Origin of the sequence: Lujinxingia sediminis, from assembly GCF_004005565.1 — a bacterium.
In the GTDB taxonomy this organism is placed as follows: Bacteria; Myxococcota_A; Bradymonadia; order Bradymonadales; family Bradymonadaceae; genus Lujinxingia; species Lujinxingia sediminis.
Map to the genome: position 1 here is coordinate 1 of NZ_SADD01000020.1, position 25,477 is coordinate 25,477.

At 62.9% G+C, this 25,477-nt stretch carries 18 protein-coding genes; 7 read left to right on the forward strand and 11 right to left on the reverse strand.

Annotated elements, in window-relative coordinates:
• Window positions 1-308 precede the first annotated feature (308 nt).
• The 4 genes from EA187_RS19475 to EA187_RS19490 form a co-directional block, all read right to left on the reverse strand.
• Window positions 309-623 (reverse strand): HigA family addiction module antitoxin, encoded by a 315-nt coding sequence (locus EA187_RS19475; RefSeq protein ID WP_127781379.1) that lies wholly within the window; start codon window positions 621-623, stop codon window positions 309-311.
• Window positions 624-669: 46 nt separating this feature from the next.
• Window positions 670-963, reverse strand: a complete 294-nt coding sequence (locus tag EA187_RS19480; protein ID WP_111730622.1) for a type II toxin-antitoxin system RelE/ParE family toxin — start codon at window positions 961-963, stop codon at window positions 670-672.
• Window positions 964-1,200: 237 nt separating this feature from the next.
• Window positions 1,201-1,833, reverse strand: a complete 633-nt coding sequence (locus EA187_RS19485; RefSeq protein WP_127781380.1) for an RES family NAD+ phosphorylase — start codon at window positions 1,831-1,833, stop codon at window positions 1,201-1,203.
• Between the two features lie 12 nt (window positions 1,834-1,845).
• On the reverse strand, window positions 1,846-2,499 hold the full coding sequence (locus tag EA187_RS19490) for a hypothetical protein (RefSeq protein WP_115608339.1): 654 nt from the start codon (window positions 2,497-2,499) through the stop codon (window positions 1,846-1,848).
• Between the two features lie 673 nt (window positions 2,500-3,172).
• Between EA187_RS19490 and EA187_RS19500 the strand changes: the two genes are divergently transcribed.
• From EA187_RS19500 to EA187_RS19510, 3 genes are all read left to right on the forward strand, one after another.
• Window positions 3,173-3,787: an HdeD family acid-resistance protein gene (locus tag EA187_RS19500; RefSeq protein WP_115608341.1), complete on the forward strand. Its 615-nt coding sequence runs from the start codon at window positions 3,173-3,175 to the stop codon at window positions 3,785-3,787.
• A 65-nt stretch (window positions 3,788-3,852) separates the two neighbouring features.
• Window positions 3,853-4,683 (forward strand): bestrophin-like domain, encoded by an 831-nt coding sequence (locus EA187_RS19505; RefSeq protein WP_127781381.1) that lies wholly within the window; start codon window positions 3,853-3,855, stop codon window positions 4,681-4,683.
• Window positions 4,684-4,832: 149 nt separating this feature from the next.
• Window positions 4,833-6,809: a hypothetical protein gene (locus EA187_RS19510; RefSeq protein WP_115608344.1), complete on the forward strand. Its 1,977-nt coding sequence runs from the start codon at window positions 4,833-4,835 to the stop codon at window positions 6,807-6,809.
• A gap of 159 nt (window positions 6,810-6,968) precedes the next feature.
• Here EA187_RS19510 and EA187_RS19515 read toward each other — a convergent pair whose 3' ends face one another.
• Window positions 6,969-7,991: a helix-turn-helix domain-containing protein gene (locus EA187_RS19515; protein ID WP_164856414.1), complete on the reverse strand. Its 1,023-nt coding sequence runs from the start codon at window positions 7,989-7,991 to the stop codon at window positions 6,969-6,971.
• Window positions 7,992-8,403: 412 nt separating this feature from the next.
• Between EA187_RS19515 and EA187_RS19520 the strand changes: the two genes are divergently transcribed.
• Window positions 8,404-9,816 (forward strand): pentapeptide repeat-containing protein, encoded by a 1,413-nt coding sequence (locus EA187_RS19520; RefSeq protein ID WP_127781383.1) that lies wholly within the window; start codon window positions 8,404-8,406, stop codon window positions 9,814-9,816.
• A gap of 537 nt (window positions 9,817-10,353) precedes the next feature.
• On the opposite strand, the gene EA187_RS19525 is transcribed toward EA187_RS19520, so the two are convergent.
• Both EA187_RS19525 and EA187_RS19530 read right to left on the reverse strand, forming a co-directional pair.
• Complete coding sequence (locus EA187_RS19525) at window positions 10,354-11,127, reverse strand: DUF2262 domain-containing protein (RefSeq protein WP_127781384.1); 774 nt, start codon at window positions 11,125-11,127, stop codon at window positions 10,354-10,356.
• Between the two features lie 288 nt (window positions 11,128-11,415).
• Window positions 11,416-12,243: a CvfB family protein gene (locus EA187_RS19530; RefSeq protein WP_164856415.1), complete on the reverse strand. Its 828-nt coding sequence runs from the start codon at window positions 12,241-12,243 to the stop codon at window positions 11,416-11,418.
• Window positions 12,244-12,596: 353 nt separating this feature from the next.
• On the opposite strand from EA187_RS19530, the gene EA187_RS19535 reads away from it, so the two are divergent.
• From EA187_RS19535 to EA187_RS19545, 3 genes are all read left to right on the forward strand, one after another.
• Window positions 12,597-12,965, forward strand: coding sequence for a helix-turn-helix domain-containing protein (locus tag EA187_RS19535; protein ID WP_127781386.1), 369 nt, complete (start codon window positions 12,597-12,599; stop codon window positions 12,963-12,965).
• A gap of 131 nt (window positions 12,966-13,096) precedes the next feature.
• On the forward strand, window positions 13,097-13,351 hold the full coding sequence (locus EA187_RS19540; RefSeq protein WP_127781387.1) for a type II toxin-antitoxin system RelE family toxin: 255 nt from the start codon (window positions 13,097-13,099) through the stop codon (window positions 13,349-13,351).
• Between the two features lie 138 nt (window positions 13,352-13,489).
• Window positions 13,490-13,747, forward strand: coding sequence for a type II toxin-antitoxin system Phd/YefM family antitoxin (locus EA187_RS19545; RefSeq protein ID WP_127781388.1), 258 nt, complete (start codon window positions 13,490-13,492; stop codon window positions 13,745-13,747).
• 7 nt (window positions 13,748-13,754) lie between these two features.
• Here EA187_RS19545 and recD read toward each other — a convergent pair whose 3' ends face one another.
• From recD to EA187_RS19565, 4 genes are all read right to left on the reverse strand, one after another.
• On the reverse strand, window positions 13,755-15,953 hold the full coding sequence (recD, locus tag EA187_RS19550; protein WP_164856416.1) for an exodeoxyribonuclease V subunit alpha: 2,199 nt from the start codon (window positions 15,951-15,953) through the stop codon (window positions 13,755-13,757).
• A 120-nt stretch (window positions 15,954-16,073) separates the two neighbouring features.
• Window positions 16,074-19,838 (reverse strand): UvrD-helicase domain-containing protein, encoded by a 3,765-nt coding sequence (locus EA187_RS19555; protein ID WP_164856417.1) that lies wholly within the window; start codon window positions 19,836-19,838, stop codon window positions 16,074-16,076.
• Window positions 19,838-23,431 carry an exodeoxyribonuclease V subunit gamma gene (locus EA187_RS19560; RefSeq protein ID WP_127781391.1) on the reverse strand — a complete coding sequence of 1,198 codons (3,594 nt, stop codon included), beginning with the start codon at window positions 23,429-23,431 and terminating at the stop codon, window positions 19,838-19,840. Before EA187_RS19560 ends, EA187_RS19555 begins: the two co-directional genes overlap by 1 nt.
• A 214-nt stretch (window positions 23,432-23,645) precedes the next feature.
• Complete coding sequence (locus EA187_RS19565) at window positions 23,646-25,337, reverse strand: ribonuclease H-like domain-containing protein (protein WP_127781392.1); 1,692 nt, start codon at window positions 25,335-25,337, stop codon at window positions 23,646-23,648.
• Window positions 25,338-25,477 lie beyond the last annotated feature (140 nt).

A 25,477-nucleotide genomic window follows, 5' to 3' on the forward strand; every position in this document is an offset into this window, starting at 1 on the left:
GGTGGTTGGGTGGTTGGGTGGTTGTGGGGCGCCGGGGGTTCGCGATGGCGGGCGATTCGTGTGGGGGGTGGGGGGTTCACGCTCTGTGGTTGGGTGGTTGGGTGGTTGGGTGGTTGTGGGACGCCGGGGGTTCGCGATGGCGGGCGATTCGTGTGGGGGGTGGGGGGTTTACGCGAACTAAAAGATCCGAGCGCATCCAGGGCGGGGCTGACAAGGAGATAGGGATGAAGCTGTAGCAGCGCTACCGCGAATCCCTATCGACGCAGTCAGCGTCGTCCTGGATGCGCTCGGCGGCTGGGGCGCTCGGCTTACCTTTTAAATGCGTCCAACACCTCGGGCAGCTCCTCGCCGCAATGCTCGGCCTCGAAGAGATCCACGGCCTGCTGGAGGTTGATCCAGAACTGCGCCGACGTGTTCACCGCCGCCGCGATGCGCCGCGCCATCCCCACGTCCAGCGAGGTATGCCCGCGCACCAGGCGGTTGATCGTCTTCACGTCGCAGCCCAGGTGGCGGGCAAACGCGCTCTGCGAGATCCCGGCCGGTTTGAGGAACTCCTCCAGCAGGACTTCGCCGGGGGTGGTGGGTTTGCGGGTGCGGACGCGGGTTAGGGAGCGCTCTAACATGGGTGCCTCCAGGCTTGAAACGCGGGCCGGTGTGGGGGGTTGACGGTCAATGGTAGTCGACGACCTGAACCTGAGCCGGGCCCTCTTCGGTCCAGACAAATACGATGCGCCACTGAGCGTTGATTCGAATGCTATGCCACGCTTTTCGGTCGCCGCTGAGCTTCTCCAGCCGATTGCTCGGTGGGATGCGCAAATCCGTCACGTCAGTCGCGGCCTCCAGCATATCGAGCTTGCGCGCAACCACCCTGCTCTGTCGCTTCCAGCCGCAGCCCTTGGACGGCAACCGGCCGGAAAAGAAGAACGCTTCGGTGGTGCTGTCGCCAAAGGACTGGATGGCCATGGTTCCTCGTGGTCAGGTATCCGCAACGTGTCGAAGACATCCTTTACCTTGCCGTGGTAAAGATACGCCCCCGCGCGAAGCTACGCAACAGACACTTACCACGTCGTGGTAAAGGCAGGTTGGTGATCGCAGGTTGTGAAGCGCGGGGGGTTCGCGATGTGGGGCGATTCGTGTGGGGGGTGGGGGTTCACGCGAACCCAAAGATCCGAACGCATCCAGGGCGGGGCTGGGCAAGGATCAGGGGATGACTTTATATCCAATCGCCGCCGCGCTTCGTTTCACATCTCCGAGAAGCACAGGGTCATGGAGAGCGCACCTAAATTGCGGCGCCACGGGCATCGAAGCCATCGCCCTCTCATAAAGCGCCACACAGGGGCGATGGGCGTGCATCGACGAGGCGTAATAAAGGCCGTCCACCTCGGGAAACGCCATATAGAAGTGCCGCGACCACGCGCGCGTGATCGAACGAGGCCCCGTGTTGATCTTCATCGAGGCACCTACGCGTGTGGGCCAACTTCCGGTGAGGTCGAGAAGGTTGAGCGTACGCGTGGGCGCAAACATAACGAGCCACGGTGACCGGCGGCTCAGCGAGATGATGCGCGTGTCCTGAAAGGTCTCGGCCAGGCAGGTCGTGAGTTCCAGAGCCGCGTAGTAGATCCCATGCTCCCGATGGAGTTGCGCCGGCGCTGGATGATGATCAAAGCGCGCATTCACGGGGCCGAAGCGGCGAAAACTACCCCACTCACAGGGATAGTCGCCTCCCCGCGAGTAGATGCGCAGCAGACTCTCCCCACCTGAAAACGCGTAGATATCGGGACCTATCTCGCGCAGCGCCTCCACCGAGGGCGGCGTACGTGGAAGTTTTGGCAAAGCTCCCCCTTTTCAGGACAGATGTCGGGCGATCGCCACCACCTCATCAATCGCGTTCCCCGCACGCAGCCATTGAATCGGCGACACCGGCACGTCCTCACCTACCACCAGATCCGGGCAAGGCGACTCAAACCATGTGATCACCTCCATGGGATGCAACGTGGGATCGAGCACCTCGAGCACCTGGTCCAGGCCTCGAATCACACCGCCGGCATCAAATTGAAAGCGGGGAATCCGCCAGGACGCGCGCGCATCGGACTTAATTCCGTAGAGGCGAGCCGGCGAGGCGGTCAGGAGCTGGCGCACCCGGCTGGCGTTGACTCCGATGATGTGGGCCGCCTCGGTTGTCGTGAGACTGGCCGCCAACACGTCGCTGTACGCCGCGATCGAGCTCGCGACCGGATCATCCTCCCCCTCAAAAGGCTCGAAGGTGATGCCCAACGCGCGAAGTCGTGTGCGAGTCTCCCGGTCCGGCATCTCAAACGCATCGCGCTCGCTGACATCCGGTAACTCCGCGACCTGGCGCAACACCAGCTCAAAAATCTCCGCGACCGACATATCAATGCCCTTTCGCCGCAGCAGCTCTTCCGAGGAGAGGTCAATCCCCCGGGAGCGCAAGAGCGCGTCGGAGATAGCGTCGAGACGTTGCGGGTTGTGGTCGGCCATGGCTGCCTCCTGGTGGCGGGATCCGAAACGCTTTTAACGAAGGCTAACGCGTTAGAGCGCGTTAATCAAACATAGGGCAGGTGCGTGGTCATTCCACCACTAAGGTTGAGTGGTTATGGGGCGCCGGGGGTTCGCGATGTGGGGCGATTCGTGTGGGGGGTGGGGGGTTCGCTTTGGGGTTGGGTGGTTGGGTGGTTGGGGGGCGCCGGGGGTTCGCGATGCTGGTCGATTCGTGTGCGCGTTGGAGGGTTCACGCTCTGTGGTTGGGTGGTGGGGGGCGCCCGGGTTCACGACGTCGGGCGATTCGTGTGCGCGTTGGAGGGTTCCCGCACAATAAAAAACCCGAGCGCATCCAGGGCGGGGCTGACAAGGAGGCTGGGATGAAGCTGTAGCAACGCTACCGCGAATCCCAGACGACGCAGCCAGCGTCGTCCTGGGGCGCTCGGCACCGAGCGCATCCAGGGCGGGGCTGACAAGGAGGCTGGGATGAAGCTGTAGCAACGCTACCGCGAATCCCAGACGACGCAGTCAGCGTCGTCCTGGTGCGCTCGGCAGGCGCTCGAAACGATGGAAAGTGTTGAAATCGTTCCTATTTTCCAAAAAATATCACTCTGTGCACGTCGCTGGCAGTCATGCCGGCAGGTGCCGACTCAGCTGCAGCGGGAGAGATGCCATGGCCACGACGATTCAGGAGCGCGTTGCGTACGAGAACTGGGGTTGGATGCTGGCACGCGGCGTAAGCGCCCTGCTGCTCGGGTTGCTACTCCTGGTCTTGCCGGGCCCCACCCTGGCCGTGCTGGTGATTCTCCTGGCGACCCTTTTATTGGTCGATGGGATCATCGCGCTGGTCTACGCGATCAGCGGCGGGCGGACCGCCCGGGGCAAGGCCTGGCCCCTGGTAGGGGTCGGGGTGGCCGGGATCGGCGCGGCTGTGATCACCTACGTCTGGCCTCAGATGACGCTCGGAGTTCTGATGCTGATCCTGGCCATCTGGGCGATGATCCGCGGGGCGCTGGAGGTGGTCGCCTATCTGGAATTGCGCGAGACCTTTCAGGGCAGCTGGCTCCTGGGGCTGAGTGGCGTGTTGACCTTCTTCTTCGGAATCGCCCTCGTCGTCTGGCCCGCGGTGGGGCTTCGTATGCTCTTCTGGATCGTCGGGGGGTATGCGCTTCTTGCCGGCGTGGTGTTCCTGGGGCTGGCCTGGCAGATGAACCGCGCGCTTCACGGTGGCCAGCGCACGCTCGATACCTCGCCGCCCGACCGCCCCGGGGACTTTACGCCGACCTGATCGCACGAGCTCCAGGGCGCGAATTCGGCGCCACCGGCCGTGCGGCGTACTAAGGGGAGGCGGCGATGATCGACAGAATCCTGTCCAGCGAGACGCATTGGTGGTTCTTCTTTGCCGGGACGATCGTCTTCTTTTTGCTCATGGTGGAGGGCGGCTACTGGGTCGGGCGTTGGCGACGCGAGCACACCGACCCCGAGCAGAAATCCCAGACCGGGACCATCCTCGCCGCCTTATTAGCGCTGCTGGGCTTCTTGCTGGCCATCAGCTTCGGCATCGCGGCCGACCGCTTCGCCGAGCGCAAGGCGCTGGTGCTCCAGGAGGCCAACGACATCGGCACGACCTTTCTGCGCACCAACTTTCTGCCCCAGGCCCAGGGCGATACCTCCAAAACATTGCTCGCCGCATACGTTGATACGCGCCTTCGTCCGCTGGAAACGGCCGATGTGGATGCGGCCATTCACGACTCCGTCGAGCTTCAGAGCGCGTTATGGGAGCAGGCAACGATCGCCGCGGCGGCCCACCCGCGTTCGGTGCCGGTGGGGCTCTATATCGACTCGCTCAATGACGTGATTGACCGCCACGAGGAGCGCGTGACCGTCGCGATTCATTATCGCATCCCGCCCAGCCTTATCTGGACGCTCTATCTGGTGGCGCTCTTATCGATGGTGGTGATGGGGCTGAATTTCGGGCTGGCCGGCACCCGCAATATGCTCGCCAGCGTGGCCCTGGTGATGGCGTTTTCCGCCGTGCTGCTGCTGATCGTCGACCTTGACCAGGTGCACCAACGCCTCTTCACCGTCAGCCAGTCGCCTCTGGAAGATACGCAGGCCTCGATTCAAAAGACGATGGCGGAGGGCCATGGTGTCGGAGGGGGGCCACACGAGGAGAGTGAGTAGGGGTTGGGCGTTGAGGCGTCGGGGGTTCGGTCTGGTCGGTTGGTTGTCGACGGCCTATAACAAGAAACCACCCTTTAGCTCCCCGAGATTTAAGCCCGCGCTCCTCAAAGACTAACCCCCTGACCTCTATGATTTTAAGGATGTAACTCATGGATTTTAAACGTGATATCGTCGCTACAACTCTGGTGTTGAGTGGCGTGGCGCTGATGATGATGCAGAACCTGGGATGTCAATCGGCGCCGCCCGCCGCAAAGGCTTCGGAGCCCACGCCGGCAACGGGCACCTCACCAGAAGACGCAGGGGCCGAGCAGGCCGCCGACCCCGGCCAGGCCGCCCGGCCCCTGCCGGATATGTCCGACGTCTTTGAAGCCGGAAGCTGCGATGAGTTCAAGCTGATCCATATGGCCCGGGAGATGTATTCCGCAGCCATTCACCTCTCACCCGACCAGGACCTGGCCGCCGAGGGACTTCGCCACCATTGCGCTGACCGCCGGGGGGTTGAGGGCTGCACCTGCGAGTCCTTGCGCCAGTTTTTGATGCGCTCCACCTACGTGCAGTCCAGCATCTCGCAGGGCTGTGCGCGCTCAGAAGAATGCCGGAGCGAAGGAATCTGCGAGGCCGTCCCGCCCAATGACGGCTCCTGGCTCAAGGAGCTGATGCCCGCCCTGCTGCTCTCGCGCGCCGCCTCGCCCGGGGTGCTCTCTTGCGGCGACACTGCCTTATGCCAGGCCTCGAACGCCGGATGCGCCCGCAGCGCGAACTGCGCGCTCAAAGGCAACTGCGCGCTCGGCAGCTCGGGGAGCTGCGTACCCACCCGGGACGAGCATTGCCTGCAGAGTCAGAACTGCCAGCAAAGTGGGCGTTGCGACCTGCAAGAGGGTCGCGATTATTGCACCATCGACAGAGATGCCAGCTGTCTGCGAAGTGATAGCTGCCGGATCTATGGGGATTGCTCCTACACCGAGCGGGGGGGATGTGATGCCCAATCCCAGGAGCTCTGCGAGGCCTCGCAGGACTGCCGCGACCACGGACGCTGCTTTCTGTCGGCGGAAGTCCCGGGCGACGTCAACGACATGTACAGCGAGTTCTATGGCGAAAGGCGCAAGTGCTACTCCAAGGTGGACGAAGCCGTAGAGCACACGGTGCGCATGCTCTGGACCGAGGCCTACGCAGCAGCCTCCCTGATCCCCCTGCGCGCCGGAATGGAGCGTTTCAAGCAGGAGCAAGGGAAGTTTGAAACCTACCAGGATTACTGGCAGCTCAATCGCGATGGCGTCCCGGACCCCGACGACGAAGATCGCCATGTGCGCGTGAACCTCACACTCGACCAGACGTCTACCCAATTTTACGTCGAGTGCCGCCAGGCCATGGAGCTGGCAGCGGACGTGCTCGCGCCACAAGTGTGGCGTTGGGAAGGCTTCGAGGTGAAGCTCGAGCCCTATCGCGTCGTAACGAACGACCATGTCTTGATCGATCGCAGGGACTCGTATTGCAGCGGATTCCGATCGAACAATGGCGACTCCGTTGCGTTGGTCTCATGGGTGGGGCCCATTCTGACGGTCTCTCACGCGTGGGAGTCCACCGACTCCCGCACCACCGTCTTCAGATACTGGAAGAGCTACGACCTGCGAAGTGGTGAGGAGGCGCCGGTCGACGCGCTGGTGGAGATGGCGTCGGTGATCGAGGCTTTTAAAAAAGACCCCTGGGTCGACGAGCAGATCACCTCGTATGTGCAGGGTATCGAGGAGCGGCACGCCAGAGGAGACGAGACCGATGAGCGTCTGCAAGAGGTCCGAGAGTGGGTGGCCCGCTTTGAAGCCTCCGACTCCCCGGAGGAGCTCAGCACCATGTTCAACGAAAGAGTCGACTACAAGAAGGTCGAACTGGCGCAAGGCCCCTACGTCCTGGGCCCCTTTGACGAGGAACGCGGCCTGGTCAAGATGTATCTGGCAGTCACAAGTGACGAGGCGGTGCACCTGACCGACTTCATCACCCTGAAGCTCTGGGTGAAACCGCGCCCCGAATACCTGGAGGCCATCAAACGAGGCGACGGCATCGGGGCGCTTGTCTCAGAAGGCGATCTTACGCCGGGGGGCTTTGATGTGTTGAACATACATAACGAATAACGCACGCCGGGGGGGCTTGAGGGGTTTGCGATGGCGGGCGATTCGTGTGGGCGGTGGGGGGTTCCCGCACACTAAAAAACCCGAGTGCATCCAGGGCGGGGCTGACAAGGAGCAAGGAGGAAGCTGTGGCAGCGCCACCGCGACGACGCAGCGACACAGTCAGCGTCGTCCTGGGGCGCTCGGCACCTGGGGCGCTCGGCATCGTAGTAACTTCATTGCAGCCAATACACAGGCGACTTCCCCGTAACACACCGGCCCCTGACTCGTTTTGACGATCGCGCCCTGCCCGGCGTTCGGGCCGACCCTGCCTATGGCCTCCGCGATGATGTTGCGTTGCTTCTCCGTAACAACGTGCTCGACGGGAATCAGGCCCACCTCGATGGCGGCGGCCAGGTGATAACGGATGGTGCTTTCGGTGCACTGACGCTCTTTCGCGACCCTGTGAACGGAGTGTTTTTCGCACCAAAGCCGATAACTCTCAGCCTGGGTTTTGGAGAGACGTTTCAACGCCTCTTCATCCACCTCAGTACATGACGCCGCCCCCTTCGCCGCGCTTTGTGCCGGCGCGCTGATACTCGCCACAGCCTTCGCCGGGGGTGTCCACGTCTTTGCCTGCGCGGCCTTCTGCACTGGCGCAGCCTTCTGCACTGACGCAGCCTTCTGCACTGGCGCGGCCTTTTGCACTGGCGCGGCCTTCTGCACTGGCGCACCCCGTGGCTTCGGCGAAGGAAGCTCCACAAGCTCCGACTTTTTAAGGAGGCTATACGCCTGGCGAAAGACCGCTTCGTAGAGCTCCGCGTGCCTCTGGCGGTCGATGCAGAGCCCGAACTCCACGCTCTCGCGGCTGCCCGCGTAGAGGTTCATCGAGGTGAGGAGCGCCTTTTTATCGCTGATGTAGATCTTGGCGTGCAGCCTTTTCAGCGCCAGGGGCTTGAGCTCCAGATCCCGAAAATGGCGGATGACCTGCTTCTCCCGCATCTGATCCTCGCGGATCAGAAACTTGATTTTGACCCCGGCCTCCCGCGCATCCACCAGGGCGTCGCGCAGGTGACGCCAGGGGTCGAAATATGGCGAGACGATCACCAGCCAGCTCTCCGCCGAACGCACAAGCTCCACCAGGGCGTTGGGCACGGCATAAGGCTCCAGAAGGTCTCCCGACGCGCTGCTTGATGCAAAACTCATAGACGTCCCCGTCTGCAACATAGGTTTATTGCGCCGTGAGCTATCGTTGACGCCACGTCTGCTGCGTTGAAAGCACCTCGGGCAGCGTTGCAAAGCCTCGACGAGGCTAAAGCATCGCCTGCATGTCGCGCCTTGCCCGAGAAGCTCTCCGCTTCGCACCCATCGACGTCAACTTCTGCTCACGGCGTAGTAATGAGGGGTTGTATATAAGTCAGCATCGCGGATCCGAAAAGGGGGTAACTCGACGAATCCCTCGCCACGACCGGGGTGGGTGTTTGTACGCCTGAAGAACCAGCGCTATGCTTCGTCCTCCACCGCCCTCTTCCCCGCGAAACACCTTTTTAAGGTTTTGCCAAACACGACTGAAACCTTCTATCATTTTAAACACTTAACCCTCATACCCCATCATCCTATGAAGAACTCAAAAATCCTCCTCACCACACTCGCCACCACCATCGCTTGCGCCACCCCCGCGCCGTCCAGCACCGACCAGGACAAGGTGTTGCCGCCGGCCGAGCCACCCACCCTCGCGCTCGCTGAGGAACGCCAGGCCTTTGAAGACGCGCTTGTCGACTACCTTCGCGTGCTCGCCCCCGGCGAGTCCCCGCTGGAGGAGGAGAGCCACGCTATCTTTAGGGATGAAAAGGGCCCCGGCCTGCGGCGATTGATCGCCGACGCCGAAGATTTCTTTGTCGCATCCCAAGGCGATCACGAAGTTTTTGGCTGGCATCTTTACCGAAAAACCCAGGCATCTCTGAGTTTTCATTGTGTTTTTCCGCTCGCGCTTTACCCCGAAGGCATCCCGCAAGAGGTGCAAGATAAGATGCGTGAGAGCAACGACGCATCCATGCTTTCCGGCATCGAGCGCCATGTCTATAAATTTGAACCTTTCATCGCCGAAGCATCACCGTCCTGGCGTGAACATCTTGAAAACGCGTTTGAGCTTATGTCTGTCGAAGACACCTCCGCCGCCGAGCTCTGCCAGGCCACCCGTCACCTCTGGCACCCCGACGAATTTCAACCCTTCACCGAGCTCGTGAGCCCCGAGCCCCCCACCTACGTCGACGCCCCGGAAGCCCTGCTCGCCAGACTCAACCCCAAAACCCCGCCCCTCACCGACGAAGAGGCCCTGGCCTCCCCGGGCGTCGTAGGCGCGCAGATGCTCACCGAAGAGGCCCTTGAGGCCATGCGCGAGAGCGACGAAGTCTTTTTGATTTTCCTGGGCGGCGCCGGGTGTAACCCTTCCGTAAACTTCGCCCGCTGGGCAGCGCCGGTCTTCGAGGAGCACGGGCTTATTGACCGCACCTTTGTAGTCTCGTTCAGGCACCCTTCGACGGCGATCTTGCAGTCGATCTATGGCGCTCGGCTGGCGACGCCCACGCTGATCGCACTAAAACGCGGCGTCCCGGTGGACTACCGCATCGGTGGCTTTCAGGAGGATACCATCGACCGCTACGCCCCGAATTTTCTCATTCAAAACGGCTTTATCGATGGCGAGGTCACGGTCGAGAGAGACTTTCGCGAGAGGAGCGCCGACGAGATTCGCCTCTGGCTCAAGCGCAGCGGGGGCGTGAGCGTCTTTACGAACCTCAGCGGCGCCGATCTGCAAAACATCGCGCATCCCCACGCCAGCTTCTCCGGCTCCATCCTGCGTGACGTCGATCTGCGGGGCGCCGCCCTTCCCAACGTCAACTTCGCCCACGCCGACCTCACCGGCGCAAACCTGGAGGGCGCCGACGTCGAAGGCGCCCTCTGGCACCAGACGACCTGCCCCGATGGCTCGATGAGCGAGGAGCATGGCGAGTCGTGTGAGGGGACGTGGTAAACGTGCGGGGGGGTTGGGGCTTGAGGGGTTCGCGATGGCGATCGATTCGTGTGCGCGGTGGGGGGTTCGCTTTGGGGTTGGGTGGTTGGGTGGTTATGAAGCGCCCAAATTCGCGATGGCGATCGATTCGTGTGCGCGGTGGGGGGTTCACGCGAACCAAAAGATCCGAGCGTATCCAGGGCGACGCCTGACAAGGAGCAAGGAGGAAGCTGTGGCAGCGCCACCGCGACGACGCAGCGACACAGTCAGCGTCGTCCTGGGGCGCTCGGCAGGGCTCTTTGAACATGAAAGAGCCTTGTCGAAGCGAATAACGCACCGGTTTTACATTGAAATAGAGGCGTTGAAGTGCATGGGGGCTGGAGGATCGGGGATTTGCGATGCGGGTCGAGTCGAACGCGCATGTGCCTCTCTAGCAGGTGTTTCGTGCCTTTCGCTCCGGTTCAGGCGTCGACTACGAGGGAAGGTTGCATCAGGAGTGACGAGCTTTCGGGTGTTGACGCAGGCCCGCGCGTCGTGTGCCGGCTCAATCTCCGCGCCTCACCCACAGATATCTGCGTACTCGAAAGCCCCATCCAGACACCCGCCCACCATAATAAGATGGCCGAGGACCCCCCCCCCATCATCAAAAGACATTTCGAATCGCCCCCCCGGATACATTGTGATCGCTTCCGGGATCATGGAGCGCATGAACTCATCCTCGGAGAGAACATCTTCATCATCGTGTCGCCACACAGTATTCCGAAGCTCCAGCAATTGGGATGCTGCATACTTTCGTACCCGACGATCCCATTGAGCTTGCCGGGCTCCGAATGTGGTGACTGCGTCTAAAAGCTCCTCCAACCCTTCCTCATGTTCCGTAGAAAGATAAAGAACAATGTCCTTCGCATTCCAGACGTATCGCACCTCGTACCATCCCAACACGGAATCGAAGGTGAGGGTTCCGAAGACATCGTTTTCGACGGTCACCGGCTGTTTGAGCTCTTCGGCACGTTGGAAGAGCACCTCATCTTCCACGGGCGTTCCTTCTGGCTCCACCAGCTCGGCCCGACTTCCGTCATCTGCAAGACGCACACGAAACCGATAAATATGGCAGGAGCGAATGACACTTTGAACGCTCTGAACCTCGGAATGGCTCTTCACCTTTATCGTCACTTTCAGTGGCTCTTTCCGAAGCTCTCCCGACGGATCTCGCCACCAATCGAGGCTGAAGTCCACTGACCAGGTATCATCTGGAGGAACTCGATATCCACCCACGCCACGTAATCCAACCAGGCCAACAATTTCCCTTATCGATGCAAGCTCGACCATCATTCGATTCCCCTCAAAAATATGGTTTCGTTGATCATCTATCCATGTTTCGCGTCATCATATCATTGTTGGTGACGGGCCACACCCCGCGGGGCGATTCGGGCGGTCGCCTCTTCGTGTGCCCCCCAACCCGAGCGCATCCAGCGCCTTCGATAGCAAGGAGGCTGGGATGAAGCTGTAGCAACGCTACCGCGAGTCCCAGACGACGCAGCTAGCGGAGCGCTGGGGCGCTCGGCACCGAGCGTATCCAGGGCGACGCCGTCAGCGTCGTCCTGGGGCGCTCGGCACCCCTCAAGCTAAACGCACCTCCCCCTCGCCGATCACAATCACCTTTTCGCGATACAGCCCGCCCAGCGCCTTCTTAAAATTCTTCTTACTCACCCCGAAGGCCTTAAAGATGGCGTCCGGCGAGCTCTTGTCGGTGAGGGTGGAGACCCCGCCGTGGGCCTTGAGATGGTCGAGAATCGCCGTCTGCAACGCGTCGCGGGCTGCCGGGGTGTGGCGCTGCAGGCTCAGGTTGATCTTCCCGTCGGGCCGCACCTCCAGAATATAGCCGCGCAGCGACTGCCCGGGCCGCAGATCACCGATCATCTGCCGCTGAAAGAGCATCCCCAGATGGGTGTGGTCGATCACCGCCTTGAACCCCAGGTCGCTGCGCTCCCAGAGCAAAAGCTCGACCTCATCGCCCGCCCGAAAGTTCTTGCCCTCGGTCGAGAGAAAGGCGTCGATCTTCTGCGAAGCCGCAATCCGCCCGGTGTTATCCAGGTAGAGATGCACCACATAGGAGCGCCCCTCCTTCATCCGCCCGACCTGCTCGGCAAAAGGCGCAAAAAGATCCCGGGGCAGCCCCCACTCCAGAAACGCCCCGATGCGGTTGACCTCTTTGACCCGCAGCCACGCACACTGCCCCACGCGCGCTTTGGGCTCCCGCGTCGTCGCCACGGGCTCATCGTCGGAGTCCAGATACACAAAGACCCGCACGTGCTCCCCGATCTCAAGCTCCTCTCCGGCCTCTCGCCGGGGCAGGGTGACGCGCTCGCGCGCGCCGGCACCTTCGAGGACGTAGCCCTCGGCGCCTTTGGAGATCACGGTGAGAATGGAGTGTTGGCCGATGTTCATGGGGGTGCCGGTTTTGGGGGTTCGGGGGGGTGGGGAGGCAAGCGCGTCTGAAGAGGACGAGCGCAGCGCGGAACACGCATTCCGAGAGTCGAACGCAACGGACCATGTTCTCGACGCATGTAAGTAAGCTACATATCTAAGATTCGAATGCGCCGGTCGGGAGGGGCTGTCAGCGTTCGACGACCGCGCATCCTCCAGGCCCTTGTGCCAGCAATCACCCGCGATGTCGACGCACCGGAGAGCGACCATGCAGACAAAAAGCCATCGAACAGTATGAAACCCGCGCGCCGGGTTTCCCCCTCATCATCGAAAAGGTCGAGCTTCGCCGATTTCGCGACGACTGGGTCGCCGAGGTGAACTGGAGCGAGATCTCGGAGGTCGTACTGCGCGCGCTCCCCCACAAGCCCGCACCCCTCACCGGCAATGAGATCCGCTTCATCCGCCAACAACTCGACCTCACGCTCAAAGCGTTTGCGTCGTTTTGTGAGGTGTCGTCGCACCAGGCCGTGATGCAATGGGAGTCGCGCGGGGATGAGCCGGCGAAGATGAATCGGGCGACGGAGATCGTGTTGCGTGCGCGGATTGTGGCCAGGGTTTCGCCGCGCGTCACGATCTCACGGGTGTTTGAGGAGGTGAGTCGGTTTGGGGGTGGTGGGGGGAGGGATGTGCTGCTTTCGATTTTTGCCAGCGTGGCGGATGGGTGGGGGTATGCGTATCGGTGAGACGACAACAACGCTAGCCCCTCTTTCTCCGGCGAGTTTACCTTTGGTTTGGCAATGACTATCTGGAGCTCTATGCCATGGCGGGAACGGTCGGCAATGAGCAGTTGAAGCAAAAAAAGCGAGGTAGCTGGATGGCATACGACATCGAACTTTCGACGGCGGCAGCCAAGACGCTGAGAAAAATGGATCCCCAGATTCGGCGTCGACTCGTCCCGGCGATCGAAGCCCTGGCCGACGACCCCAGGCCCGATGGCGTAAAGAAGCTCAAAGGGAGAGAGGCTCTCTGGAGGGTTCGGGTGGGTGATTTTCGTATCATTTACGAAATTGAAGACGCGAAGCTGATTATCTACGTCCTTCACGTGGCCAACCGGAAGGACGCCTACTAGCGGCTTATCTGCCCAACGCGCCGTCGGCGCTCGCAAAACTTTTAGATTTGGAAATTGTTTGAAAAATGCATAAATTATAAGAAACGTACATTTTGACCATTCTGGTCATTATGTGCGCCCGGCCCCCAGGAGAATCCCATGACCAATCAGCTATCCGTCACCGAACTGCGCCAGAACTTCTCGGACAGCCTCAACCGTGTTTCCTACGCCGGAGAAAGGCTGATCCTCCACCGCAACGGGAAGCCCTCCGCCGCGCTGATCTCGTGCGAAGACCTGGAGTTGCTGGAAGCACTCGAAGATCAGCTCGACATCAAAGCCGCGCTTAAAGCGCGCAAAGAGGGTGGGCGAGTCAAGTGGACCGACCTCAAAAAAGAGCTCGGCCTGGACGACGAATAACGCGAAGTCAGTCGTCGCCCCCCAACCGCCCCCCCACCCCCGAGAACCTCCGCGCGCGGCGCTCCGCCCCCACGCCGAGCAGGCGTTCTGACCCCACCAGAAGCACGCTCTTACTCGCCCGCGTGATGCCCGTGTAGAGGAGCTCGCGGGTCAAAAGCGGCATGTCCTGCGCCGGGAGCACCACGGCGATGTGGCGGAACTCCGAGCCCTGGCTCTTGTGGACGGTCATGGCGTAGGCGTGCACCAGGTCGTCGCGGAGCTCGCCAAGGGGGTAGGCCACCAGGCGTTCGCCGCGTTCGAAGACGGCGAAGGGCTGGGTCTGGCCGCCGGCGTCGTTGCACCGGACGACGACGCCCTGATCCCCATTGAAAAGATCGCGCCCGTAGTCGTTGCGCAGCATCATCACCGGCTCGCCGACGTAATGGCCGTAGCGGGTTTGGTTGTCGCCGGCCCCCCCCTGCGCTTCGGCTTTTTTGGAGCCGCGGAACTGGCCAAAGGCGCGGTGGAACTGGCGGTTGAGCGACTCGGAGCCGGTGGCAAAGACGCGGGTCAGGGTGAGCACGCGAGCGCGGGCGTAGTGGCCCATCAGCTCTTTGAGCGCCGCCTGCTCATCAAACGTACCGTCGGCCTGGCGCTTGTACGTGTGGGAGCTGAGCTTTTTGCAGCGCTCGCTGCCGATGTGGGTCTTGAACCAGGCGGCCACAAAGGCTTTGAGGTCAGCCGTCGGTTTCTCGTCGGCGTCGCCGCCGCGAGAAGGCGGGGTCCAGAGCTCGACGCCCTGCCAGCTCGCCATGCTCACATCCTCAACACGCTGAATCTGCGAGGGAAGCTCGCCCGCGGGCAGGCCTTCAAATCCGTTGCCCACGGCCTGAGCCACCTCGAGGATCGCCTTGCCGAAGGGGTCGTCGTCGCGCATACGGTGGCTTTTGGTCAGGCGCACGGCGTTGCGCGCAGTGCGACCTTTTCCGGGTTGGGCTGCCATCGGCTCGATGGCGAGCTCGCGCCAGGGCACGTCGGTGGCGGGCAGCTCCGGGAGAAGATCGCGCAGCACCGCGCCGGTATCGACCGAGGGCAGCTGGTCGGCGTCGCCCAACAACACCAGGCGCGCGTCGTCGGCCAGGGCCTGTGCGAGCGCCTCCATCATAAAGAGGTCGATCATCGAGGCCTCATCCACCACCACGAGCTTCGCGCTCAGGCGGTGGTTGCGGTTATGCCGAAAAGTGCCGGTACGCGGCGAGTAGCCGAGCAGGCGGTGCAGCGTGGCGGGGGCGGGGAGCTCGGTGAGCAGGCGAGTGTCGAGCTCGGTCGGGTCGAGCACGCCGCCGAGCTGCCCGCGGATCGACTCCGCCATACGGTTTGCCGCCTTGCCAGTGGGCGCGGCCAGCGCGATGTCGGCAATCTCCAGGCCCAGGCGCGCGGCCAGACGCAGAATCGTCACGACGATCGTCGTCTTACCCGTGCCCGGCCCCCCGGTGATCAGCGCCAGCGGAGCGTGCAGGGCGGTGAGCGCGGCGAGCTGCTGCTCTTTGCCGGGCTGCACCGGGTAGAACTTCTTGCCGTCGGTGTAGGTGGCCGGGTGCACCTCGATCACGTCTTTGAGCTCCGTGCGCACCCGCCCCGGCTCCAGCGCCTGATCGGGGCGCTGCAGCATCTGGTCGATGGCATGGGCCAGGCGCTCTTCATGCAGGAGCATCCGCTGGTGGTAGAGCCTGCCGCCCTCCTCGATCAGCGGCTTAAACTCGCCAGGCTGACCGAGAATCTGCCCGGCGCGCCGCTCCCGACGCAGCGTTTGAAAAGCGTCGATCAGCTCATCGATCTCCCACCCCGCCGGCACCGGTTGGGGCAGGAGCTGCGTCAGCGTCGCCTTCAAATACGCACCGCCATCTTCATCGAGGGGCATGTACGTGCTCCCCATCGACTGCGCGAGAATGCTGGCGAGCACGACCATCAGGAGCGCGCGGTGCTCGCTGGCGCTTAAGTCGCGCTGCATCGACACCAGGTTGAGCGCCAGATTAAAGCGCGCCTTCGAGATGCCCTGCCCATCAAGGTGGTCGGCCAGCGACGAGACGTCGCGGGCGCTGAGCAGGCTCGCGTCCACACGAAACGCGCGCGCAAAGACCCCGCGCGCGCCGCTCACCTCGCGCTCTTCGGCGCCATCCTGCGCCTGCTCGCCCGCGCGCTCGCCCAACAGATCCAGCTGTGTCATCGCTTCCCTCATCAACCCATCGTCGCCCCGCCATCGGGGCCACATTCATCGAAGTTCTATGCTGCGGCCGCACGCGCCTGCCATCCACGCATCACCGCAACGACTCGCCGGCCAGGGCCCTCAGGCCTCGGAGGCGGCTGCCGCGTTGGTCTTTATCGTGGATTTCGGCGTCTCCTCGGCCGGCGACTCCCCACGTTTGAAGCGGGTGATGCGCCCGAAGAGGCTGCGCTCAAACGCCAGGATCTGCTCCCAGCTCGGGCGCGCTCGGTACACGCCGCGGCCCGGGTGCTCAGGGTGCATGCCACGCACGTAGAAATAGAAGAGCCCGCCAAAACGCGCGTCGTACTCGGCTTCCGTGGTGATATCGAGCACCCGACAGAGCGCCAGGGTGTAGAGGTGGGCCTGCTCGGCGTAGTTGGCCGACACGTTGGCGCGCAGCGAGGCGGCGTCGTAATTGCTCAAAAGGTTCGACTTCCAGTCCGCAAAGTAGATCTTGCCCTCGTGCCCGAAGAGCAGGTCGACGAACCCTTTGACGAAGCCGCCGCTCACGGTCACGTCATCGCCAAAACGCCGGCGAATCTCGCTGACGCCCTCCGCGTTGGTCACAGGCTCGGGGATGGGGAAGAGGAACTCCAGCTCGGTCTTGATCTGGGCCGGGTCGAGAAGGTGCAGCGCCTCAATGGGGGGCACGCCCTCGACGGGCATCTCCACCCTGGCCAGCAGCGTGTGGTAGACCGCGCGCATCGCCGGCTCCAGCGTACGCGGGCTCGCTCCGGTGCGGGCGCGCCGCACCTCAAAAAACTCCCGCAGCTCTTCATCGGCCTGCCAGGCCTCCACGCTCTCAACGTCGCGCACCCGGGCGAAGGGGAGGTCTTCGAGCACCCCGTGCACGAAGTTACCGGTGGCCATCCCGCCCGGAAACACCTTCGCGCCCTCGACGTCCTCATCGTCGTTCCCGTCGCCTCTGGCGTCCTCTGGCGAGTCATCGGAGTTGCTGGCGTAGCCCTCTTTGCCATCGCCGCGCAGCTTACTGAAGGAGGTCACCTCCCAGCGGCGCTCCAGCAGATCTTTGCGCAGCGCGCCGTCGCTCTGCGGCTCTTGAAGATGCTCCAACCCCTCGATCTCCAATCTGGCGATGGCCTTTTTCGCCACCTCCGGGTCTGGAGAGTCGGGCGTCTCGTCGAGCTCGACGTTGATCCACTCCAGCAGCTCGGCGCTCTTGCCGCCGGCGTTTTTGATGGCGGTGAGGCGGTCGATGATGTCGAAGTAGGGATCGCGGTTGCAGTTCCTCTCTTTGAAGGGTTTGTACGCGGGTGAGTCTTCGTCCACATACGGCAGATAGAGCATCAGCTCGGCGCGTGTGAGCGCGACGTAGTTAAGGCGATGCTCCTCGGCGCAGGTTTGCTCAAAGAGCGTATCTTCCCATCCCTCAGGCATCCCGGAGGTCGACGCCATCCAACGCACCTGGGTGGGGCGTCCTTCCTCGTTGACCACACGAAGGCGATAATCCTTGCGCCTTGGATCCACGGGCTCGGAGAACGAGGGCATCAAAAACACCACGCCGCGCTGCAGCCCCTTGCTGCCGTGCGCGGTGAGGATCTGCACAGCCTGGGATTCAACTTCCAGACGCTGCTGATCCACGTCTTCTCCCTCCGGCTTGGCGCGCCCCTCGATGTAGCTCATCAGGCGCCCGGCCAACTCGTCGATGCTCAGGCGTTCGCGGGTGCAGTCCTCGGCGAGTAGCTCGAGAATGTGCTGGTAGTTGGTGAGCTCGCGCTCGCTCACGTCGAGGAGAAGACGACGACGCAAGAGCCCGCTCTCCTCGATCAGCTCGTGAAAGAGCTTATGGTACGCGCGACGCTCAGCCAGTCTGGCCCAGCCGGTGAGGCGACGGTAAATGGCGTCGGACTCGGTGATCGCCCCGGGGTTATCCAGCTGCCCGACTCGAAGTTCAAAGAAGGGCGTCATCCACGCGCGCACCCGCGCGCTGCGGTCGTGCGGGTCGGCAAGCGCCATCAAGAGGTCGTAGATGTCGCGGGCCTCCTGGGTCTCAAAGAGGCCGTCCATCTTCAAAAACGCAAAGGGCACGCCCTGCTCGCGCAGCGCATCGGCCACGAACTTGCCATGAGCGCGTTTGCGGCAGAGCACGTAGATCGACTCCGGCCCCACCTCCCCGCTGAAATCGCCACCCTCCTGCTCGCGATAGCGCAGGGCCCGGTCGGTGCCGCGCGCGTCGATGAGCTCGCGGATCCGCGTGGCGATGGCGTTGGCGAGCCCTTTCCGCAACGCCGGAAGCCCCAATTTATCTGCGCTGGTTGTCAGGTTGAGCACCCGCACCCCCGGGGCGTTTTGCTCGCCGAGCTTCGCCTCAAACCAGCCCTTACCGGCGCTGACCGGATGCGCGTAGTCGATGCCTTCTCCCAGGTCGATGGCCCGCTCGGCAGACTGATCAAAGATGGCGTTGTACGCCCCGATCACCTGCGGCGTGCTGCGGAAGTTCTGCTTGAGCGGCACCGCCTCGCGCTTCCCTTCCAGGATGATGTCCCGCGCCTCGATGTAGGTATGCACATCCCCGCCGCGAAACCCGTAGATCGCCTGCTTCGGGTCGCCGATCAGGTAAAGCTCATGACCCTCGGTCCTGGCCCACCCATCACGGCCGCCCACAAAGAGGCGCTCAAAAACCTCCCACTGCACCTGGTCGGTGTCCTGAAACTCATCGATGAGCGCCACTTTAAAGCGTCCCCGCAGCACCTTGAGCAGCTCCCCCTCCTCGCCATCCTTCGCCAGCGTGTCGCGCACCAGCGTGAGCATATCGTCGTAGGTGTAGACCCCCTCGGCCTGCTTGATGGCTTCCACGCGATCTTTGACGACGGGGCCAAGGGCCTGAACTGCCAGTATCTCGGTGCTCGGCACGGATTTGGACAACGCATAAAAGTCGAGAATGGATTGCTGCAGATCCGGATCGACGTCCAACGCGGCACATCCATTACCTTTTCGCAGGTACTCGAGCGCCTTTTTAAAGTCTCCCTCGATCCCTTCGAGCAACGCATCGGCCAGACGCCCTTCCATCGCCTCCCAACCCGCGAGCACATGGGGAAGATGCGTCCTCGCGACACTTGTGCACGTCCGCTTATTAGTACCTGCATCGACCAAACATTGATAAAGCGCGTCGAGCTCAGTTCGGGCAAACACCTGGCCCAGCCGCGCGCGCTCCTCCTCGATGATTGCCCGATTGAAACCTGGCAGATACTCACCAGTGGTCGTCACATAAATCCGCAACGCCTTTCGCAGATCGTCGATCTGCTTCCCCGCCCCCAAAAACGTCTGAACCCACTTCCAGAGCTCCGGATTGCCAGGAACATCCTCGCGCAGCACCTCCGAGATCGCGCGGTTGATCAGACGATCACCATCGACGTGCTCCTGCTCTAGCAGGCGCTTGTTGGCAAAGGCATGCTCCACCAGAATGCGCTGACAGAAGCCGTGAATCGTGTAGATCGAAGCCTGATCAAAGGTGCGCAGCGCGCGACGCAAACGCTTAAAGCCCTCTTCGTCGATCGCCCCAACATGGGTGCGGTCGGCCGGCGCTCCCTCTTCGAGCTGACCGCCCCGCAGCGTCTTCACCTCACCAGGTTCAAGCGTCGCGTACGCCCGGGTGAGCTCCTGCAGCGTCTCGCGGACCTTTTTCTTCAGATCGCCGGTGGCCGCCCGCGTAAACGTCACGATCAGCACATCCTGCACGCTGAGCTTTCGGCGCAAGAGCAGGTCCACCACGATATGCTGAATCGTATAGGTCTTCCCCGTGCCGGCGCTGGCCTCGATCACCTCATGACGGCCGCGTTGAAGATGCGAAATCGCTTCGGGTTTTTCATAAAAGAGCGTCGCCATCATTTACCTCCCAGCGCGTTCCACATCATTTTGTAGCGACGTTCCAGAATCGCATGAATGTCTTCCAGCGCCGGTGGTTTGTAGTCCTTCCAGCGCTTTATCGGACCATACATCGTCGACACTCTATTTCGGCTCGACGTATCAGGATCGATGGCTTCGCAAAACGTATCCAGATCGATCGGCTGCTCTTTGGTTTTTGCTTCGACGAGCTTTTCGACCAGCTCTACCGGCAGATAGTAGTCATGCACGTCGCCAATCAGTTCGGTACTAAGCTGACTCAAATACCGCAGCGCGTCGGCCTGACCCTGAATCACCAGTGCTTTCGATGCTGATACTTTTGCCTTTTTAATAATGGCGGCCACTTCAGGCTCCGCTCCCCCCAACCCCAACGCAGCAAGCGCCACCTGCTCAATCGCACCATGCGTAAAGTGTTTTGACTTCACTTCACCACTGGAATGAAAATCCATCACAACCTGCCCCTCCCCGACCACCATCACCTCGCCATGCAGCTCGATCTCAAGCTCCTGGCCCTCGGCGTTGGGGTCGTCGACGACCAGGCGCAGCACGTCGTGCACCTCGACCTCGGCCGGCGCTCCGACCGCAACATCCTGGCGGGTGCGGGGCGCCCCGATGCGGATGCGCCGCACCGGCGGGGCCTCGCTGCCGGTGACCTTCTTCACGCCCTCGGCCCACTCGCCAAGCTCGTTGAGGCAGCGGGTGATCGCCGCCTCAAAATAGAGATCGGAGGGAAACGCCCCACGCAGCTCCTCCAGCTCCGCGCGCCGGCGAAGATGTTTCTTCAGCGCCGCGTCACCTAAGTCGCCGGCGACCAGCGCGTCGTGGATCGTGGCGCGCATCACCATCAGCCGCTGCAGAAACTCGGGCTCAAAGGGCTCGTCTTCGGCGTCGATGAGGTCGTCGTTGTCTTCATCGTAGATACGCAGCCGCGTGCGGGCCGACGCCTGCAACGGACACTGCAAAAACTTGCCGAGCTCGCGCAGCTGCAGCACCACGCGCCGACGCTCGCCAGACTCCGCCTCCTGCGCAGGCTCGCTCCAACGGGTCAGGCCTACGAGCTCCTCATACGCGTCGCCAGCCTTTGCGCGCGCCCCCTCGGCCAGCTCCACCATCGTGGGCCGAAAGCCCGTGGGAAGTTCCCTGTCGAGCGCCTGGCGGTTCTTGCGCACCACCGCCTCGGCCAGGGCCTCGCGGTGGTGGTTGGGCAACACCTCCAGCGCCGCATCGTCCTGACCTTCGCCGCTGAGTTCTGGAAAATACCGCGCGTCGTAGCGGCGCAGCGGATGGCGCACAAAACGCGCAGCGACCTGCTCCCTGCCCTCCAGCGACTCCGCCATCTCGCGCATCGCCAGCACCACCGAGGCCGGCTCCAGCGCATCGCCCGTCTGCGCATCTCGCCCCACCCAGGAGAGCACCATCTCGGCGCGCGTCGACATCAGCGTCTCCAGAAACATATAAAAATCCTGGTCGCGCGGGCGCACATCGCTCAATCGCCGCTTATCCTCGCGCAGATCCAGCGAGTCGGGCGGCGTCGGCGCCGGGAAACTCCCCTGCCCCAGCCCCGTCACAAAGACGACCTCGAAGGGAATCGGCCGCATCGGCTTAAACGATGAGACCACCACGCCGTCTGCCAGGTACTTGCCATAACGATCTTCGAGGCTGCCCAGCGCGGCCATCGCAAACTCATAGGCCGTGCGGTAACCCACCGGCACCTCGGGGCAGCGGTCGGCCCGCGCGATGCTCGACAACTCGCCATGAAGGCGCAAAAGCGTGCGCTCCTCCCCCCGCCCGCTCGCGCCGATAAAGTCGCGAACCAGCTCCTTAAAATGCGCCATCCACTCCGCCAGCGGGCGCCGCTCTTCGCGCACCTCCCGCGAGCGCACAATCAACGACTGCGCCAGCGCCACAAGCGCTGCCACCTGGTCGCCCTCCCCGTGCCCCGTCTCCAGCGGCAGGTAGCGCGAGTCGCCCAGCGCCAGCGCCTCGGGGCTTGCGGCGTCGGGCTGGGTCATAAAGCTCCCGAGCACCAGACGATCGAGGCCCTGCTGCCAGTTGAAGCGGTCGTGACGAATATAGGTCGCCTCATGATCGCGGCGGTCGGCCCCGTGGAAGATGTTGAGCTCATCGCACCAGCGCACCCACTGGCGCGCGTCCGCCCCGGGATGTTTGGCCACCACGGCCGGGTGCACGAGCACGTTGAGAAGTTCGTTGCGCTTAAAGGTGCCCAGCGGCAGCTCAAAGAGCTGGCGCGCCGCGTCGAGCACCGGCGACGAGAGCGAGGCGTCGATGTCGATGACGTTGTGAGGGATGCCGTGGGTCGCCTCAAAGGCCGCGCGCAGGTGCGTCTGATAAAGCTCGCGCTGCCCCGGCTGCACGACCACCGCGATGTCATTAAAACGCAGATCCTCGCGGCGAGTCACAAGCTCCCAGATCTCACTGGCAATGATCTCGCACTCGCGCTGGATGCTCGGACACGCCAGAAAACGCAGGCTCTGCGACTCGTCGATCGGCGGCGACGTCTCGCGCACCTCTCGGGCATCGGCGCGGTCGCGGATCACGCGTTGGAGGCGCTGCAAAAGAGTGTCGTCGGGGCGCTCCTCACGCTCGGCGATCGTCTTCAGATCCCCCTGGCTCAGCTCCAGCAACATCCGATGAAAATCGCGTCCCGGACCGCCCCAGAGGGTCAGCGCCAGCGGAAGCTCATCGCCGCTCAAGAGCTCGCTCTCGTCGCCCAGCTCCACCAGCGGATCGTCGTCGGCCAGCACCACCGTGCCCCACTCCTCCAGGCAGGGGGAGAGCACGTAAAAGGCCGCGTTGCGGGCCTCATCATCCCAGAGCGGCCCGAACACATCGTTGAAAAAGGGCGGCAGGTACGAAAAGCCGACCAGGTGCACAAAAGGCGGAAGCGCGAGCGCCTCATACCCGAAACGCGACACCACATCGGTCAGCGCCACAAGCTCCGGGCCCTCACCACGGGCCTGCTCCAGCTTGCCGCCGGCTTTGAAAAGTTCGAGCCAGAGGCGACGCTGCCAGCGCTCGGTGGCCGCGTAGGTCGAGTCGGCGTCGACCATCAGCGCTCCGCTGCGCCAGGCCTTGAGCATGTCGCGACGCGAGAAGCCGTACTCGCGAAAGAGCGCGGCAACCCGGCGGCTGAGCTGAAAACGCCGGCGCTCCAGCTGCACCTCGGCATCGTCCCCATCACCGGCGGCCTCAAAGAACTCGAGGACCGGTTTCATCTCCGGCGACTGGAGGAGCGACCCGTCACTCAATAGCTCAATAAGCAGGCGCTCAATCGTCACCGACTGGGCGATCTGCGCCCGCGGCTCACCCTGCTCATCGAGGGGAAGGAGACTCTCCAGAAAGGTCTCCATCGTCTCCACGCGCATGTTGCTCGCCACCCCTCGGCGTGCGGCGATCTGGAAGGTCAGATACTCTTTGAGGTTGGCGTTGGGCACCACCAGACGGTGCTCAAAAAACGCCCGCTCCACCGGATGTTCCGGCGAGGTCGCATCCAGCACTTTGACCAGACCATCAACCAGGTCCTCGACCCGATCCGATTGAAAAACATGCAACATAAAAGGCTCCCACCGCGCGACAGAGGTTCCAGGCAATTTCGAGGGTTATAGCCTCAAAAACCGGGCCCGTCGAAGGTAGTTATGATCGAAATAACGCGAAAAGAACGTCAGAAAGGGGCGTAAGGGTCTGAAATCACGCCAGATCAGGGCATTTACAAAAAATCACATCCGATGCACCTCAACGCAAAGCGCCTGGCAAAATCATTGAAAACGATCAGCCACCCCCGGCGCTCCGAAAGCGCGCCTCCATCACTCCGGCAAGCTGCGCCTCACCGGCCTGGCGGTAATAGCGCGCGAGCATCTGCAGCCCGAAACGATCGTCGGGTGCCAGCGCCACCAGCTCAAAGAGCGTGGGCGCGGCCTGATGAAAGAGCTGCGCGTCGATCATCGCACGCGCCGCCGCCCTCAACGAGCGCACCCTCTCCTTCACGTTCGGGTCCTCCCCTTCGCCCGACCCCGGGTCCCGATCCTCATCGACGCTCCTCGCCGACGACGGGCGCCCTTCGCCCGCACGATCCGCGCCATCATGGCGCGCCGATGTCCGACCCACGGTCGTACCATCGCCAGCATTCATGCGCCCGTTCGGCCTTTCAGCGCTCAGCCCGCCACCTTCTGAGCTCCGCCCCGAACTCTCCGAAAAACTCGACCTCAGCCGGTAGGTCCGCTCCAGCCGACTCGCCACTTCACTGACCTTTGAGCCCCCCGACGACGCTCGCCCAAAATCCCCCCCGCCCGTCTCCGACTCACGCTCTCCAGCCCGCACTGCCCCCGAAGCGCTCCGCCTCCTCGCCGCGTTTGCCGAAGCCTCCCTGATCGAAACACCGCCCACCGCCTCGATCTGCGCGGCCAACAGCGCAGCCATCGAGACGATATCGTGGCGATTATGCTCCAGCATCCCCCCCATCTTCGGCACCACCTCCCCCGCCACGAAGCGCTCCCACAACGCCGGAATCTCTCGCCCCGGTACATCATCCACCCGGTGAAAATCGAGAATATCCTCCTCCAGGCTGGAGAGTTTGTAGCGCTTTCGCCCCACAAAATGCCGCCGGGCCGTGGGCAACAAATCCAGATGCTGACGCCCCCCGAAAGGATCGCTCAGCTGGTGGCGCGCGTACCGGCGCGCGAGCAGCGGCACATCAAAACGCCGCCCGTTAAAGGTCACCAGCAGGTGCCGCTCCCGCAGCATGTTTGCGAAATACGCAAGCATCGCCCGCTCCCCGGCCGCGTCGCTGCCATCGAGCAGAAGCTGCTCCACCACAAAGCGCTCGCCAGCCCAGAACCCGATGCCCACACAAAAGGCCAGCGCCCCCTGCCCCAGCCCGCTGGTCTCGGTGTCCATATAGAGCAGCCCCTCCGGCCGCACGCCCGGGCAGCCCGGATCGACCTTTGAAATCAGACGATGGTCGATCTCCCGACACGCCCCCACCTCAAAACGCCCGTGCACCTCCCCCGGCGGCACCTCCTCGCGCAGAAGCCAGAACTCCCCCTGATTCTCCGCCCCCCACTGCCCCCAATTTTTTTCGTTCGGGGTGTTTTGATTGTAGCGATCCTTTCTCTGAGCCGATGCCGCTCCCTGTGTCGATGCGGCCGGCCGCGCCCCTCCCGACGAACTCTGACGACGCGACCGCCGAGCTCCTCCCGAACTCCTGTGTCGCGCGCTCGCCACTCCCCGCGACGCTCTCGTCGACGACGCTTTGCGCACGATCGACCCCGAAGGCCCCTCGGCGCGCTCTCCCGAATCATCGAAACCACCCGTATCCGGGGAGCTTTCCCCCTTCACCTGGTGCACCTCCCCCTCGCCAGGCGCGCCGGCCTCAAACACCCCGCTGGGCCCCGACGTACTCTCTCGCCCCCGCTGATGCGCGCCATGCAGACGCTCCAGCCGATTTCGAAACCTGCTCGACATACCTTGTCCTTTCCATTCCGTCGCCGGCACCTGGCTCGCCAGCTCGCGCCAACCTTACGCCGCCGGCGTCGGGGCTTCAAACTCGGATTCTTTAATCAATTGAAGCGCTTGCCCCCTTCCTCAAACGCCTCCGGGCCTGG